The 14,802-nt window shown below is 66.5% G+C and carries 15 protein-coding genes; 6 read left to right on the top strand and 9 right to left on the bottom strand.

Going from position 1 to position 14,802, the window contains the following annotated elements:
- A partial coding sequence (locus ACQ754_RS03790) for an integron integrase (RefSeq protein ID WP_440995663.1) occupies nt 1-726 on the top strand: 726 nt, incomplete at its 5' end.
- A 143-nt stretch (nt 727-869) separates the two neighbouring features.
- Here the strand turns inward: ACQ754_RS03790 and ACQ754_RS03795 are convergent.
- Together ACQ754_RS03795 and ACQ754_RS03800 are read right to left on the bottom strand one after the other, a co-directional pair.
- Nucleotides 870-1,580 carry a TSCPD domain-containing protein gene (locus ACQ754_RS03795; protein ID WP_440995997.1) on the bottom strand — a complete coding sequence of 237 codons (711 nt, stop codon included), beginning with the start codon at nt 1,578-1,580 and terminating at the stop codon, nt 870-872.
- Nucleotides 1,581-1,639: 59 nt separating this feature from the next.
- Nucleotides 1,640-4,915 carry an LAGLIDADG family homing endonuclease gene (locus tag ACQ754_RS03800; protein WP_440995664.1) on the bottom strand — a complete coding sequence of 1,092 codons (3,276 nt, stop codon included), beginning with the start codon at nt 4,913-4,915 and terminating at the stop codon, nt 1,640-1,642.
- A 393-nt stretch (nt 4,916-5,308) separates the two neighbouring features.
- On the opposite strand from ACQ754_RS03800, the gene ACQ754_RS03805 reads away from it, so the two are divergent.
- Nucleotides 5,309-6,643, top strand: coding sequence for a sodium-dependent transporter (locus ACQ754_RS03805; protein ID WP_440995665.1), 1,335 nt, complete (start codon nt 5,309-5,311; stop codon nt 6,641-6,643).
- On the opposite strand, the gene ACQ754_RS03810 is transcribed toward ACQ754_RS03805, so the two are convergent.
- The 6 genes from ACQ754_RS03810 to ACQ754_RS03835 form a co-directional block, all read right to left on the bottom strand.
- Nucleotides 6,640-6,789: a hypothetical protein gene (locus ACQ754_RS03810; protein WP_440995666.1), complete on the bottom strand. Its 150-nt coding sequence runs from the start codon at nt 6,787-6,789 to the stop codon at nt 6,640-6,642. The two genes, ACQ754_RS03805 and ACQ754_RS03810, sit on opposite strands and share 4 nt — an antisense overlap.
- Nucleotides 6,790-6,848: 59 nt before the next feature.
- Nucleotides 6,849-7,583 carry a phosphoadenylyl-sulfate reductase gene (locus ACQ754_RS03815; protein ID WP_440995667.1) on the bottom strand — a complete coding sequence of 245 codons (735 nt, stop codon included), beginning with the start codon at nt 7,581-7,583 and terminating at the stop codon, nt 6,849-6,851.
- 58 nt (nt 7,584-7,641) lie between these two features.
- Nucleotides 7,642-8,454: an SDR family oxidoreductase gene (locus tag ACQ754_RS03820; RefSeq protein WP_440995668.1), complete on the bottom strand. Its 813-nt coding sequence runs from the start codon at nt 8,452-8,454 to the stop codon at nt 7,642-7,644.
- 19 nt (nt 8,455-8,473) lie between these two features.
- A complete protein-coding gene (locus tag ACQ754_RS03825; protein WP_440995669.1) occupies nt 8,474-8,959 on the bottom strand; it encodes a hypothetical protein in 486 nt (161 codons plus the stop codon).
- Nucleotides 8,959-9,450 (bottom strand): TerB family tellurite resistance protein, encoded by a 492-nt coding sequence (locus ACQ754_RS03830; RefSeq protein WP_440995670.1) that lies wholly within the window; start codon nt 9,448-9,450, stop codon nt 8,959-8,961. The genes ACQ754_RS03825 and ACQ754_RS03830 overlap by 1 nt, the downstream gene beginning before the upstream one ends.
- Nucleotides 9,451-9,549: 99 nt before the next feature.
- Nucleotides 9,550-11,076, bottom strand: a complete 1,527-nt coding sequence (locus ACQ754_RS03835) for a LysM peptidoglycan-binding domain-containing protein (protein ID WP_440995671.1) — start codon at nt 11,074-11,076, stop codon at nt 9,550-9,552.
- 105 nt (nt 11,077-11,181) lie between these two features.
- On the opposite strand from ACQ754_RS03835, the gene cls reads away from it, so the two are divergent.
- A complete protein-coding gene (gene cls / locus ACQ754_RS03840; protein WP_440995672.1) occupies nt 11,182-12,600 on the top strand; it encodes a cardiolipin synthase in 1,419 nt (472 codons plus the stop codon).
- 74 nt (nt 12,601-12,674) lie between these two features.
- On the top strand, nt 12,675-13,220 hold the full coding sequence (gene gloA, locus ACQ754_RS03845) for a lactoylglutathione lyase (RefSeq protein ID WP_440995673.1): 546 nt from the start codon (nt 12,675-12,677) through the stop codon (nt 13,218-13,220).
- A gap of 19 nt (nt 13,221-13,239) precedes the next feature.
- On the opposite strand, the gene ACQ754_RS03850 is transcribed toward gloA, so the two are convergent.
- The gene (locus ACQ754_RS03850; RefSeq protein WP_440995674.1) at nt 13,240-13,434 is read right to left on the bottom strand and encodes a DUF2061 domain-containing protein; all 195 of its coding nucleotides are present in this window, start codon (nt 13,432-13,434) and stop codon (nt 13,240-13,242) included.
- A gap of 257 nt (nt 13,435-13,691) precedes the next feature.
- Here ACQ754_RS03850 and ACQ754_RS03855 point away from each other — a divergent pair, with 257 nt between their 5' ends.
- Together ACQ754_RS03855 and ACQ754_RS03860 are read left to right on the top strand one after the other, a co-directional pair.
- The gene (locus ACQ754_RS03855; RefSeq protein WP_440995675.1) at nt 13,692-14,219 is read left to right on the top strand and encodes a DUF3833 domain-containing protein; all 528 of its coding nucleotides are present in this window, start codon (nt 13,692-13,694) and stop codon (nt 14,217-14,219) included.
- A complete protein-coding gene (locus tag ACQ754_RS03860) occupies nt 14,216-14,797 on the top strand; it encodes a chalcone isomerase family protein (protein ID WP_440995676.1) in 582 nt (193 codons plus the stop codon). Before ACQ754_RS03855 ends, ACQ754_RS03860 begins: the two co-directional genes overlap by 4 nt.
- Nucleotides 14,798-14,802: the final 5 nt, after the last annotated feature.

A 14,802-nucleotide genomic window follows, 5' to 3' on the forward strand; every position in this document is an offset into this window, starting at 1 on the left:
TGGAACCGCATTCCTCATCGCCTGGAATCGCGTTCCTGTTCCCGTGGAACTGCGTTCCTCATCGCAAGGATTCCACAGCCGCCGGTCGTTCTTTCGCATGATCAAGTCATCGCCGTTATCGCGGAGCTCCCGTCGGGGATGCGGCTGATGGCGTCGCTGATGTACGGCAGCGGCCTGCGGGTCACGGAGGTGTGCCGGCTGCGCGTGCAGGATCTCGATTTCTCCCGGGCGGCGATCACGGTTCGTAGCGGCAAAGGGGACAAGGACCGGATCACCCTTCTCCCTGAGACGCTGCGCGAGGAGTTGGAGGCGCGCATCGATGTCGCGCGGCGAAGCTTGCAGGGGACACCCGTTGAGCGTCGCGTTCCGGTGACCCTGCCCTACGCGCTCGCGCGGAAGTACCCGAACGCAGGAACGACGTTGGCATGGCAATGGTTGTTTCCGGCCTCGCGGCCCTGCATGGACGAAGGCGGGCACGTCGTACGGCACCATCTTCACCCCTCGGCCGTACAGCGGGCGGTGTCGGCGGCAATGCGCCGGGCCGGGGTTGTGCGCCGGGGGTCGTGCCACACGCTGAGACACAGCTTTGCGACCAATCTGCTGGCGGGCGGCACGGATATCCGAACGGTGCAGGAGCTGCTCGGGCACCGGAGCGTGGAAACCACGCAGATTTACACCCACGTGCTGGGCAGTCGCTTCGCGGGGGTCAGGAGCCCTCTCGGCTAGCGATAGGTAGTGCCGTCCGTGGCTGGTTTCCATTCCCTCATCCCCCTCACCTCTGGACGTGCTGGCGCACGCCCGGTTAGGTCACGGCTGCCCCGGCCGGCATGGTGTTGTCCAGTCGGCTGGGTCGATGCAGCGCGGGCCCGTCACCCGCACTTGGAGTCCCCGCAGTTCAGGCAGGTCAGGCAGCCATCCATGACGACCATGGCCTTGGTGTGGCACTTGCCGCAGAGCTGGGCGCCCTCGGGGTACTGGTCGGTGCTGTCGTCGCAGTCCGCCGCGGTCTGGTCCTGGGCGGCGCGGGCCTCGGCCTCGGCGCGCTTCTGCTCGATGAACGCCCGCTGGTGCTCGTCCAGCCCCTCGGTGTCGAGCATGCCGATCTTCTTGAGGTGCTGGTCGATGACCTCGCCGATCTCGGCCACCAGGGAGGGCATGAACTTGCCCCCGCGCTTGAAATAACCGCCCTGGGGGTCGAAGACGCTCTTCAGCTCCTCGACGAGGAAGGTGCAGTCGCCGCCCTTGCGGAACACCGCGGAGATGATGCGGGTGAGCGCGACGATCCACTGGAAGTGGTCCATGTTCTTCGAGTTGATGAAGATCTCGAAGGGCCGGCGGATCTCGTGCTCGCTGCCCGGGTTGAGCACCACGTCGTTGATGGTGACGTAGAGGGCGTGCTCCGAGAGCGGGGTCTTGATCTTGTAGGTGGAGCCCTCGAGGACCTCCGGTCGTTCGATGCGCTCGTGCATGTGCTGGATCGACGACTCCACCGGGGCGGCCGCTTTCTGTTCAGTCTGGCCGCCCTCGTCGGGCTTCGCCACCTCATAGTCGACGATCTTTCGCTCGATCCGGATGGGCATGTCGGGCTCCTCGTCCGGGGTGGTGTTTTCGATGTCTTCCTGCGTCTTTGCCATGGCTGTCAGAACCGTCCGTAGTAGCCCTCTTTGAGGGCGTCGTAGAGGTTGGCGGCGGTGTGGATCTCGCCGTCGTACTCGATCTCGTCGCCACCCTTCGCCTCGACCACGGTGCCGTCCTCGAGGACGAACCGGTAGGTGGTGTTGGCGAGGTCGCTCTCCTTGACGAGCACGCCCTGGAAGGCCTCGGGGTTGAAGCGGAAGGTGGTACAGCCCTTCAGCCCCTGCTCATAGGCATACCGGTAGATGCCCTTGAAGTCTTCGTAGGGGTACTCGGTGGGCACGTTGGCGGTCTTGGAGATCGACGAGTCCACCCAACGCTGGGCCGCGCCCTGGATATCGACGTGCTGCTTCGGCGTGACGTCGTCCGCGGTGATGAAGTAATCGGGGAGGTTACGCGTCTCCGGATCGGTGGACGGCACCGCCTCCGGGTCCACGAAGTAGCGATAGGCCAGCAGCTCGAAGCTGTAGACGCCCACGCTCTCCTTGGACTTCTTGCCCTCGCGGATGACGTTGCGCGTGTAGTGGTGCGCGAAGCTCGGCTCGATGCCGTTGGACGCGTTGTTGGCCAGCGACAGCGAGATGGTGCCGGTGGGCGCGATGGAGCTGTGATGGGTGAAGCGCGCGCCGCGCTCGGCGAGCTCTTCCACCAGCTCCGGCTCGACGTCAGCGACGCGCTGCATGTAGCGGCTGTAGCGCGCCCACAGCACCCGGCCCTGGATGGTGTCGCCGACCTGGTAGCCGTCGTCGGCCATCTCCGGGCGCTTGCTGAGCATCTCCTCGGTGACCGTGAACTCCTCGTCCATCAACGGCGCGGGGCCCTTCTCGTCGGCCAGCGACAGGCCGGTGCGCCAGCCCTCCAGCGCCATCTCCTTGGCCACCTGCTCGGTGAACGCCAGCGAATCCGCCTCGCCGTACTTCATCCGCAGCATGGTCAGCGTCGAGCCGAGGCCGAGGAAGCCCATGCCGTGGCGGCGCTTGCGCATGATCTCCTCACGCTGCTGGGGCAGCGGCAGGCCGTTGATCTCCACCACATTGTCGAGCATGCGGGTGAAGATGCTCACGGTCTTGCGGTACTCGTCCCAGTCGAAGCGCGCCTTGTCGGTGAACGGATCGCGGACGAACTTGGTGAGGTTCACCGACCCCAGTAAACAACTACCGAAGGCGGGGAGAGGCTGCTCCCCGCATTGCCCGGTCACCAACCCATTGAATATAACGGTATTATGGTCTTCCTGGGTGGTATCGAATACCGCGTCCCGACCCGCATATTCAACGGAGGCGATACGGCTCGCAAAGCGCTGGGACTTGCGCAGCACCTTGTCCGCGACCCACTGCCGATACTTGTCGTTCTTGTAATCGAGCAGGAAGCCGACTTCCTCCATGAAGGCCTCCCGGGACTCGCCGTCAATGATGAGCTCGTAGTCCGCCTGGCAGGAGTAATCCCGGCTGCCGCCCTTGCCATCCGGCAAGACACGGGTGCCCGCCTTCCGGCGCTGGCGAATCCGGCAGAAGACGCCGAAGTTCGCCAGCAACGTCTGCACCTCCTGCAACAGCGGTCGATAGCTGGAGGCGAGCCGGATGGAGCAACTCTGGCTCTTCCCGGAGATATTGACGGTACCGTCCGCCTGGAATAACGCGCGCAGATATCCTTTGACGCAGTCCTCGCTGCCCTGCCAGATCACTTCCGGTACCGAGAATTTGCTCTCCCGGGTGAACCCATAGTGCTCCAGCACGCGTTTGAGCAGCACCGAGCGGATGAACAGGTGGTTACGCTCGGGTACCGCCATCGGAGCGATCTGGTAGGCGCGAGCCGTCTTCGCGACGCCGGCGATCAACTCATTGATATAGGCAGCCATGTCATCCGCGAGCCGGCGCTCTTCATTCCAGAAGTTCACCAACACGGCCTCCTTGCCGTTACCACGATTGGTGAAGTGGCCATCGCCGGTAATCAGGCCCAACAACGCACCGAGCTTCTCATTACCATTGCTGCCGAACTGCCCCTTACCGGACTGCACCAGCAACACATCGCCTTCCCGCAGATCGCGAAGCTTGATCTTGCCGCGCTGGGTGTAAAAATCATGCCACTCCGTGGCCTTGATCTCGTAGCCATCCTCGGTGACCACGCGATAGACGTCCGCCTCGCGCGCGGTCAAGAATGCCGGCTTCGCAGGCCGGGAGACAGCGCCGTTCCCTTCTTGACCCAATGCGCGACGATCCACTGTGACCTCCAGCGGTTCGCCGGAGGCATAGAGATCGCCGATGCGCACTAACCCATTCTGGGTATGCAGTCGTGTGTCCGCCGTCACGCACGGATTGGTCGCCCGGATCTCCTCGCAGAACCAGTTGTTGTTCATCTCGTTGACCCGGTCGATGAGGATGAAGCCCGGCTCCGCGTAGTCGTAGGTGGAGGTCATGATCATGTCCCAGACGCGCTGGGCCTTGACCTTGCGGTAGATGCGGCAAGCCACCAGGCCGTCCTCACGGGTGATGTAGCCCTCGCGCCGGGGCCACTCCCGCCAGATAACCTGCTCCGGGTCGTTGAGATCGACGCCGTCCATCTCCGCCTCCTTGGGGGAGAGGGGGAAGGCGAGCGGCCAGTCGTCACCGTTCTCCACGGCCTTCATGAAGCCATCGGTGATCAGCAGCGAGAGGTTGAACTGCCGCAACCGCCCCGACTCGCGCTTGGCGCGGATGAAATCCAGCACGTCCGGGTGGCCGACGTCGAAGGTGGCCATCTGCGCACCGCGCCGCCCACCGGCCGAGGAGACCGTGAAGCACATGCGGTCGTAGATATCCATGAACGACAGCGGCCCGGAGGTGTAGGCGCCGGCACCGGAGACGTAGGCGCCCTTCGGTCGCAGCGTGGAGAACTCATACCCGATGCCGCAGCCCGCCTTCAATGTCAGGCCCGCCTCGTGGACCTTCTCCAGGATGTCGTCCATGGAGTCGCCGATGGTGCCGGAGACGGTGCAGTTGATCGTCGAGGTCGCGGGCTTGTGGTCCCAGGCGCCGGCGTTGGAGGTGATCCGGCCGGCGGGGATGGCCCCGTGGCGCAGCGCCCAAAGGAACTTCTCGTACCATTCGTCACGCTTGCCGTCCGGCTCGATATCCGCGAGGGCCCGGGCGATGCGCTTGTAGGTGTCGTCCACGGTCTCGTCGAGCACCGTGCCGTCCTTGGTCTTCAGCCGGTACTTCTTGTCCCAGATGTCGTGGGAGGCGGGCTGAATCGGGATCTCGGTCACGGCCCTCGGTAGCGTGCGCACCTTGGCGGCATCAGTCATCCGGTGGTCTCCCTGGCTGTGTATGCGAAGTTTTTGAAAGCGGGCGCCGTCAGCGCCTTATGGCAGTTTTCCACAACATATGAACGGCTCATCCACAATGCAACGCTATATGTTGTGGTTCTGCGAGAAGATGATATACCAGATCCGCGGCCTGTCAAGGCGCATACTTATACAAATACTTGACAAACGTCGCCATTACGGATACGTTTTGTCCAACGTCGTCGCCGGCCTGTCCGGCAGCGCGTAGTCTCCCTTCCCCTTCCTCCGTAACGACGAGGCGTCGCGCAAGCGACGATTCAGCCGGGCCCAGCCCGGCTTCTTTTTTTCCGCTCACGACACTTGCCGCCACAGCGGTTACCCTTATGCCCTTCGGCAGCGAGGGAGGATGCACGGATGACCCACGAGCACTGGGGCTCGAGGCTGGCCTTCATACTCGCCGCGGTGGGCTCGGCGGTCGGCCTCGGCAACGTGTGGAAGTTCCCGTACATCACGGGGGAGAACGGCGGCGGCGCCTTCGTGCTGGTCTACCTGCTGTGCATCGCGCTGATCGGCCTGCCCATCCTGATCGCCGAGATCCTCATTGGCCGACGGGGCCAGCGCAGCCCGATACGCTCGCTTTCCCTGCTGGCGCGCCGCGAGGGCGCCTCGCCGCTGTGGGGCGGCGTCGGGCTACTGGGTACGGCGGGGGCGTTCGTGATCCTGTCGTTCTACAGCGTCATCGCCGGCTGGGCGCTGTCCTACGTCTTCGAGGCCGCCTCCGGCGCGTTCACCGGCGCCGGTGCCGACGAGGTGGAGGCCCGTTTCTCCGCCCTGCTCGCCAGCCCGATTCGTCTGGTGCTCTGGCACACTGTATTCATGCTGCTCACCGTCGTCGTGGTGGCCCGTGGCGTGCGGGCCGGCCTGGAGCGGGCGGTGAAGTTCCTCATGCCAGGGCTGGCGTTGCTACTGGTGATCCTGGTGGGTTACGCGGCCACCACGCCGGGGTTCGCCGATGGGGTAAATTTCCTCTTCCGGCCGGACTTCTCCCAGCTCGGCACCGACGCCGTCCTGGTCGCCCTCGGCCATGCCTTCTTCACCCTGAGCCTGGGCATGGGGATCATGATCGCCTATGGCTCCTACCTCACCCCGCAGACCTCCATCGCGGGCACGGCCATTACCATCGTGATCCTGGACACGGTGATCGCGCTGCTCGCGGGGACGGCGATTTTTCCCGTGGTCTTCGCCAATGGCCTGGAACCCGGCGCCGGCCCGGGGCTGATCTTCCAGACCCTGCCGCTGGCCTTCGGCGCGATGCCGGCGGGGGCGCTGTTCGGGACCCTGTTCTTCGTGCTCCTGACCTTCGCCGCCTGGACCTCCACCATCTCGCTACTCGAGCCCACCGTGGAGTGGCTGCAGGAGCGAGGCAACCGCCGGGTGCCGGCGACCATCAAGGCCGCCGTTCCCATCTGGGCCTTAGGCATGGTGGCGGCGCTGTCGTTTAACGTGTGGTCCGGGGTGAGTGTGCTCGGCCGGGGCCTGTTCGATCTGCTGGACTTCGTCACCGCCAATATCATGCTGCCACTCACCGGTCTGGGCGTGGCCCTGTTCGCCGGCTGGGCGCTATCGGCGGCGAGCTCCCGCGAGGAGCTCGGGCTGGGCATCGGCCCCGGCTACCGGCTCTGGCACGGGGGGATCCGTTACCTCACGCCGGTCGCCGTGGTGGTGGTCTTCCTCTACAACCTGCTCTAGCGGCGGACGATGATAAGCAGCACGCCGGCGGCGATGGCCAGGCCGCCGAGGACCAGGTCGTCGTAGCGGAAGCTCAAGTGGATGATGCCCTGCAGGCCGTGGAGGATCAGCCAGGCCCCGAGCAGCAGGTAAGCGATCTGGCGCATTCCGTCCCCTTTCTTATTGCGGAGTGTGGCGGGGGCGGATTATACCGGGCGCCGGCGGCTCACACCTCCTCGTGGAGGCCGCACTCACGCTTGAGGCCGAAGAAGCGCGTGTCCTGCGCCTCCATATCAGCATCCAGGCGGCGCGTTGTGTGCCAGTCCCCGATGGAGACATAGCCCTCGTGCCACAGCGGGTGATAGGGCAGCTCGTGGCGCCGGAGATAGCGATAGACGTCGCGGTCGGTCCAGTCGACGATGGGGTGGATCTTGTAGCGACCGTTCTGGATGCTGACCACATCCAGATCGGCACGGCTCGCCGCCTGATCGCGGCGCAGGCCGACGAACCAGGCCTCGGCACCCAGCTCCGCGAGCGCCCGCTGCATAGGCTCGACCTTGTTCATCCGGTTGTAGCGCTCGATCCCCTCGAGCCCTTGCTCCCAGAGGCGGCCGTGGCGGGCCTCCTGCCAGGCCGGGCTCAGCGGGTTGCGGTAGACGTGGAGATTCAGCCCCAGGCGCTCGGTGAGCCGGTCCACGAACCGATAGGTCTCGGCGAACAGGTAGCCCGTGTCCACCAGCACCACGGGAATATCCGGGCGCTGGCGGGTGACCAGGTGCAGCATCACCGCCGCCTGGGCGCCGAAGCTGGAGGAGAGCACGATACGCCCGCGGAACCGCGCCAGCCCCCAGGCCACCCGCGCGGTAGCGCTGGCACCGGCCAGCTCGCCGCTTGCCGCGACCGGATCCGGCGGGGCCGGAGATGCCTGCTGGGAGAATGTGTTGATCGCCGTGACGGTCATGCCTGCCTCCGAATCGCCCGGGGACGTCTCGAGCAGGCACCACCCTAATAATGCCGCCTTAAACGATAAAGGAATGAATCACACTATATTCAATCATTATCGTTATATGCCCCCCCCCCAACGGCGTCACCGGCAGTGCCCCCCAGGCCTGGGTCACGGGCATGATCTCCATGGCGTTGATGTTCACGTGGGGCGGCAGATGAACCACCCAGTGGATGATCTCCGCCACATCCTCGGGAACGATAGGATCCTTGCCCTGGTACAGCTCCGCGGCGCGCTCGGCGTCACCACGGAAACGGTGGACGGAGAACTCCGTCTCGCAAAGCCCCGGCTCCAGGTTGGTGACCCGCACCCGGGTGCCGAGCAGGTCCGCGCGCAGGTTACGGGAGAACTGGGCGACGAAGGCCTTGCTCGCCCCGTACACGTTGCCGCCGGGATAAGGCCAGCGTCCGGCGGTGGAACCCAGATCGACGATATGCCCGCGGTCCCGGGCCACCATCCCCGGCAGCACGGCGCGGGTGGCGTACAACAGCCCCTTCACATTGGTGTCGACCATGGCCTCCCAGTCATCCAGGTCCGACTCCCAGGCGGGCTCCATACCCCGGCCGAGGCCAGCGTTGTTGACCAGCACGTCCGGCTCGTCGAAGGGCGCCGGCAGCGAGCCCAACGCCTCGGTGACCGCGGCGCGGTCGCGCATGTCGATCCCCAGGATGTGCACGCGGTCTGGGCCGCCGAGCTCCTCGGCCAGGGCCTCGAGGCGCTCCCGCCGCCGCGCGGTCGCCACCACCCGCCACCCATCCGCCGCGAAACGGCGTGCGGTGGCCGCGCCGAAGCCGGCTGATGCGCCGGTCACCACGATGGTCTTCGACATCCCTTCCCTCCGCTGGGTCTCAGCATTCGATCTCGTCGGCGCGCACCGGCACGAACCGGGCACCGTCGAGCTCCGGCTGCAGCACTACGATCTCACCCTTGGGATATACCCCGGGGCCGAGGCCGTGGCTGGCATGGGCCAGGGCCTCCACGGTGGCGTCCTCCGCCGCGCCTTCGGGCACCATCAGGTGGAAGCCCACCACGGCATCATCCGTCTGCGCGGCGGTCCAGCGAACCTCCTGGCGGGCACGATTCACCTCCCGCTGCAGGTCCCGATCGCCGGCATGGTGGTATTGCCCCGCGCGCAGGGCGCGGAGCAACCGCGCAGCAAGGGCTTCGGCGGCATCGACGGCTTCGGGTTTACCCGGGATCTGCACGCCGCCGGCGGCGACGAAGGCCCCGGCGAAGGTGACGGGATCCTGCGAGCCACTGTGCCGCAGTGCCTCACGGCCGGCGGCGACGGCATCACGAATGCGCGCGAGCTGGCGGGCGCGGAACCGCCCCATCACTCGTAGCTGTCGTAGTCGTTCATGTAGCTCGTGGAATACGCCTGCTGCACCCGGATCTTGGCGGCGATGAAGTCCTTGTGCTCGATGTGCAGCAGCTCCCCGATCTTGCGCACCAGCTGTTCCTCGTAGCGGTTCATGTCCTCGTCAGCCAGGCACACCCGCCAGAGCAGCTCGACCACGCGGCACTTCGTCGGGTAGTCGAAGTTCTCGTTGATGAGCTGCGTGAACTCGAAGTGATCGGTGGCCTCGTGGGCCTCCCGGTCGGCGAGGTCGATGAGCTCGGTGGTCTCCTCATCGGAGAGATGGAAGACCTCACGGATGCCCTCGTGGATGGCCTGGAACTCCATGCTGTGGCGCTCGTTGTCCTCCTGGGCCATTTCCACGAGCAGGGCAGCAGTAGCGAGCTGGAGTCGGTGCTGCAGGTCGTCATCGGCCGCGTCGTCGACCTGGATCCGTTCCTGGTAGAAGCGCTTAATGGCCTCGAGCATGTCGGCTCCCGGTTCCCTTCCTGTCGCGTAAGCTCAATCCTACTATCGAACGACGGCGCGCGCGGCGCAACCCTCCGACCGGACGCCGCGTGCCCCAGATCAGTAGTTACCGGCGATCCGAGTCGGCTCCAGCGCCGCCCGCACCCGCAGCCGCTGACCGGGGCGGATGAGATCCGGATTGGCCAGCTCATTGAGCGCTACCAGCTCGTCGACGCCCAGATCAAAGCGCCCGGCAATGGCGGCGAGGGTGTCACCTCGGCGCACCGTGTACAGCGCGCCACCCTCATCGACCGGCAGCTCGGCGAGGGACTTCGGCGGCTCGCCAGACATGGGCACACGCAGGCGCTGGCCGACCTGTATCCGGTCCGGGCGGGTGATCCCGTTGGCCGCCGCCAGGGCGAGGGTCGGGACCCCGTGGCGGTCGGCAATCACCGACAGGCTCTCGCCGGGACGCACGCGGTGGTGTTGATCCGGCCACTGCTCCGCGTAACGCTGGTCCAGGGGCACAGCGGCCAGGGCATTCCGCAGCCCCGCCGGATCGTCGGCGGGCAGGCGCAGCGCATAGCCGGCGGGGATGAACTTGTCACCGGCCCAAACGGCCCGGGACAGCCCGGAGTTATAGCGGCGCAGGGAATCCTCGTCGCTGTCCAGGGCATCCGCCACGGCAGCCGCCGGCATGTAGTCCGGGACCTCGATCTCCACCGTCCGCAACGCGGGCTCCATCTCCAGCCCCGCGAAGTAGTCCTCGGGCGACTCCGTCACCTCGGCGGCGGCGAGGATGGCGGGGTAGAAGTTGCGGGACGCGAAGCCGAAATAGGGGCCGGTGTAGCCGGCGATGATCGCGTCGATCCGCCGGGTGCCCATCTCCCTGGTGGCCCGGCGCATGCCATTGGCCCCATGGTTGTAGGCGGTCACCGCCAGCGGCCAGCTACCGAGCTTCTCGTAGTTGTCGGCGAGCAGCCGGGCGGCGGCGTCCGAGGAACGCCACGGGTCCATGCGCTCGTCGATTACCGCGTCGATGCGCATGTAGTCCCGGCCGGTGCCGGCGGTGAACTGCCACATGCCGGCGGCCCCGGCGTGGGAACGGGCCCGGGGATTGAACGAGGACTCCACGTGGGGCATGGCCGCCAGGGCCTCCGGCACGCCATGGGCGCGCAGCCGTTCGCGGATGTGGGGCAACCAGCGCCCCGAGCGCTCGAGCCCCGCACGGAAGCGCTCGCGCAGACCACTCTGCACCCGCAACCCCTCCGCGGCGGCACGGAAGGCGGCGGGTTCCACATCCTCGGGGAAGTGCTCGCGCAAACGCTGCTGCAGCGGCGAGGCCGGCTGCGACGGGTCCTCGGCGAGCCGCTCCAGCGCCTCCTCGTAGGCGGCAACCAGCGCCCGGACGGCGTTGCGCCGGCGTTCCGGCTCGTCCCGGGGGGGAAGGTCCACCATGGCGTAGACCCGGTGGAGATGGCGGCGATCATGGATCAGGGCCTGATCCTCGGAGACCTCGGTGTAGACGCGCTTCCAGAAACCTACGGTGTCCTCCAGGCCGGCCGGTCTCGGCAGCGCCTCCGCAGCGGCCCAGCCGGGAACGGCCAGTGCCAACATCACCAAGACCAATCGCGTGAACCCTTTCATGCCCCCCTCCCCCGTGTACGGACCGCGCCTCGCCCGAGAATACTAACGTTTGCCCGACAAAGGCCAGCACCGCGACAATCCCGGGCCCGTGCTACCGTGGGGCCCATGGACGAGACGCTCGATCCGGGACCCTTCGGCTGGCTGTTCATCGTCGGCTCCGGCGTGATCGCCACCGTGGCCGCCGTGCACGCCCTGCTGAACAAGCGCGACCCGGCCGGGGCCTTCGCCTGGGTGGCGGTATGCCTGCTCTTCCCCCTCGCCGGCCCGTTACTGTACTTCGCCTTCGGCATCAACCGCATCCAGACCCGGGCCCGGGAGCTGCGCGCTGAGGAACTGCCGCCCGTCGGCGGCGAACCCACCGACGCCTCGCCGGTAGTGGACCCGGTATTCGCACAGCAGGCGCGGATATCCGACGCCGTCACCGGCATGCCACTGACCGAGGGCAACGCGGTGACCATGTACCAGGACGGCGAGCAGGCATTCCCGGCCATGCTCGCCGCCATCGAGGCCGCGCGGGAACGTGTCTTCCTCGCCACCTACATCTTCGAGAGCGACCACACCGGGCTGCGCTTCGTCCAGGCGCTGCGCCGCGCCGCCGACCGGGGCTTGGACGTGCGGGTGCTCCTCGACGGCGCGGGCGAGTGGTACTCCTGGCCGCGGATCCGGCGCCGCCTCCGGGCCGAGGGCGTGCCAGTGGCGCGTTTCCTGCCCCCGCGCCTGCTGCCTCCCCGGCTGCTGGTGAACCTGCGCAACCATCGGAAGATCCTGGTCATCGACGACGAGACGGCCTTCGTCGGCGGCATGAACATCGGTGACCGCCAGCTCGCCCAAAACGAACACCATGGTGCCCATGATGCCCATTTCCGGCTGGACGGCCCCGTGGCGCGGCAGGTGGAGAGCGTGTTCCTCGACGACTGGCAGTTCACCACCGGCCGTCGCCAGGATCCGCCCGCGCGCAAACCCCACCCCGGTGGGAGGGCGATGGCCCGTACTATCATCGATGGGCCCAACGAGGACCTGGACCGGCTCACCATGGTGCTGGTGGGGGCCATCGCCGCGGCCCGCCACCGCGTGCTGGTGATGACCCCCTACTTCCTGCCACCGCGGGAGCTGATCGCCGCGCTGCAGGCGGCGGCCATCCGCGGCGTGGCCGTGGAGATCATCCTGCCCGGCCGCAACAACCTCCCGTTCATGCACTGGGCCACCCGGAACATGCTCTGGGAGCTGGTCAAGTGGGGCGTGCGTGTCCACTACCAGGAGGGCCGTTTCGTCCACACCAAGCTCCTGGTGGTAGACGACCACTACGCCCAGGTGGGCTCCGCCAACCTGGACCCCCGAAGCCTTCGACTGAACTTCGAGCTCATGGTAGAGGTCTTCGACGAGGCATTCACCACTCGGCTCGCGGGTCACTGCCAGGCCGCGATGGCGCGCAGCCGCCTCGTCACCCTCGAGGAGCTGGACGGGCGGCCGCTACCGGCACGCCTGCGCGATGCCATCTGCTGGCTGTTCACGCCCTATCTTTGAAAGCGCGGCGTCTGCCCCCACCCACAGCCACGGAGCGGGGCACGCCCCCATCAATCCCAACCAAGGAGGCATTCATGTCACGGCACTTCGAACAGGCCCCCGGGCTTTGCGAGCGCCCCGACCCGGAGACCGGGCAGTACCTGTTCAATCAGACCATGCTCCGGATCAAGTCCCCGGAACGCTCCCTGGACTTCTACACCCGGGTGCTCGGGATGCGCCTGGTGCGCAAGATGGACTTCCCGGAGATGCGCTTCACCCTATACTTCCTGGGCTACGTGGATGAACACGCCGCCGCGGGGGTGCCCGCCGACGACGATGCGCGCACCACCTGGACCTTCGGCCGCGAGGCGATGCTGGAGCTCACCCACAACTGGGGCACGGAGGACGATCCGGAGTTCGCCTACCACAACGGCAACGACGAGCCCCAGGGCTTCGGCCATATCGGCATCACCGTGCCCGATGTCTACCGCGCAGCGGAACGGCTCGAGTCGCTGGGCGTGGAGTTCGTCAAGCGCCCGGATGACGGCAAGATGAAGGGGCTCGCCTTCGTCAAGGACCCGGACGGCTATTGGATCGAGATCCTGCAGGCGGACATGATGGAGCGCCGCAATAAGGGCTGACCCCCGCGCCGGTGCGGCGTCAGGCCGGCAACCCCGGCAGGCGCCGCGCCCGGATACGCTCCCACGCCTTCTCGTGGAAGAAATACGCCACCGTGTTGCACAGCGGCTCGATGACACCCACCAGCCCGCCTAGCGCGAGGCTGCCCGTCAGCAGGTACACCACGCCCACCGCAATGCTGAAATGCATGATCGCAAAGGTGATCGTCTTGAGCATGGCGTTCCCTCCCGGGGAATGAAACCTGTCTACATCCCCGATAGTAGTGATTCTTATTTATTTTTACAATCGAATACACTTCGCTCTTTGATATAGGCGATCAATGAGCCTCACCCACCCCAGACCCCCAGAGCGCCCACGAGCAGCGCCACCACGGCACCCGACCCTTCATCGGAATGCATCGTGACCTCCTGTTCGAGCACGAGCAATTTCCTGTACTATTATTATTCATTAATTGTACACCTGAAGGGTAAATCATGCGCCGCGTCCTCACCGCCCTGCTCTGCCCGCTGCTGCTCGGCGCCTGTGCCACACCGCCGGATACCTACCGCGACACACAACCGCAATTCGACCTGAAGGAATACTTCGACGGGCCGGTGCGGGCCTGGGGCATCTTCCAGGACCGTTCCGGGGAGGTCCGGCGACGCTTCACCGTGGACATCGACGGGCGCATCGACGGCGACACCCTGATCCTCGACGAGCAGTTCCGCTACGCGGACGGCGAGCGGGAGCAGCGGGTCTGGCGCATCGAGCAGATCGACGACCACCACTGGCGCGGGCGCGCGGGGGACATCATCGGCGAGGCCCGCGGCGAGCAGTACGGATACGCGCTCAACTGGCGCTACGACCTGTCCCTCGAGGTAAACGACACCACCTGGCAGCTGCACTTCAACGATTGGATGTATCGCATCGACGCGGACACCGTGATCAACCGCGCCCGGGTCAGCAAATGGGGCTTTCGCGTTGGCGAGGTGACGCTGTTCTTCCGCAGGGGTGCCGAATGAAGGCGGTGACCTGGCTGCTCGCGACCGCTCTGGCCTTGGCCCTGCCGGCGGTGGGGGCACAGACGGTTACCGCGAAGGGGGCCGAGTTCGCCGAGCGCATCGAGACAGAGGCGGGGCCGCTGACACTGGCCGGCACCGGGGTCGCCAAGTATCGGGTGCTGTTCACCGTCTACGCCGCAGCGCTGCACGTGCCGGAGGGCACGCCCCGGGAATCGCTCCTGGCGGAGGACACGCCCCGGAGCCTGACCATCGAGTACTTCTATGATATCGACGCCGCGGATCTCGCCCGGGCCGCCGACGAGGTACTGGAGCGGCAGCTCGATGACTCGGAACGGGCGACCATCGCCGATGCCGTGGATCGCCTCCACCGGCTGTACCGGCCGGTCAGCGAGGGCGACCGCTACCGGATGACCTACCTGCCCGGCACCGGTACGCGGCTCGCCCTTAATGGCGAGGTGCTCGGCACAGTGGCCGGCGCCGCCTTCGCCCGGGCCTACTTCGGCATCTGGCTCGCCGAAGGGGCGCTGTCGGATTCGCTGCGTACGGCGCTAACCGAGGGGCTCGAACCCGCCGGTTGAGCCCC

Source organism: Arhodomonas sp. SL1 (assembly GCF_052060015.1).
GTDB lineage: Bacteria > Pseudomonadota > Gammaproteobacteria > Nitrococcales > Nitrococcaceae > Arhodomonas.

Coding starts and splice junctions, on each gene's coding strand:
- ACQ754_RS03795 (WP_440995997.1), bottom strand. CDS start 1,580: ATGCCCATCCGGATCGAGCGAAAGATCGTCGACTATGAGGTGGCGAAG.
- ACQ754_RS03800 (WP_440995664.1), bottom strand. CDS start 4,915: ATGACTGATGCCGCCAAGGTGCGCACGCTACCGAGGGCCGTGACCGAG.
- ACQ754_RS03805 (WP_440995665.1), top strand. CDS start 5,309: ATGACCCACGAGCACTGGGGCTCGAGGCTGGCCTTCATACTCGCCGCG.
- ACQ754_RS03810 (WP_440995666.1), bottom strand. CDS start 6,789: ATGCGCCAGATCGCTTACCTGCTGCTCGGGGCCTGGCTGATCCTCCAC.
- ACQ754_RS03815 (WP_440995667.1), bottom strand. CDS start 7,583: ATGACCGTCACGGCGATCAACACATTCTCCCAGCAGGCATCTCCGGCC.
- ACQ754_RS03820 (WP_440995668.1), bottom strand. CDS start 8,454: ATGTCGAAGACCATCGTGGTGACCGGCGCATCAGCCGGCTTCGGCGCG.
- ACQ754_RS03825 (WP_440995669.1), bottom strand. CDS start 8,959: ATGGGGCGGTTCCGCGCCCGCCAGCTCGCGCGCATTCGTGATGCCGTC.
- ACQ754_RS03830 (WP_440995670.1), bottom strand. CDS start 9,450: ATGCTCGAGGCCATTAAGCGCTTCTACCAGGAACGGATCCAGGTCGAC.
- ACQ754_RS03835 (WP_440995671.1), bottom strand. CDS start 11,076: ATGAAAGGGTTCACGCGATTGGTCTTGGTGATGTTGGCACTGGCCGTT.
- cls (WP_440995672.1), top strand. CDS start 11,182: ATGGACGAGACGCTCGATCCGGGACCCTTCGGCTGGCTGTTCATCGTC.
- gloA (WP_440995673.1), top strand. CDS start 12,675: ATGTCACGGCACTTCGAACAGGCCCCCGGGCTTTGCGAGCGCCCCGAC.
- ACQ754_RS03850 (WP_440995674.1), bottom strand. CDS start 13,434: ATGCTCAAGACGATCACCTTTGCGATCATGCATTTCAGCATTGCGGTG.
- ACQ754_RS03855 (WP_440995675.1), top strand. CDS start 13,692: ATGCGCCGCGTCCTCACCGCCCTGCTCTGCCCGCTGCTGCTCGGCGCC.
- ACQ754_RS03860 (WP_440995676.1), top strand. CDS start 14,216: ATGAAGGCGGTGACCTGGCTGCTCGCGACCGCTCTGGCCTTGGCCCTG.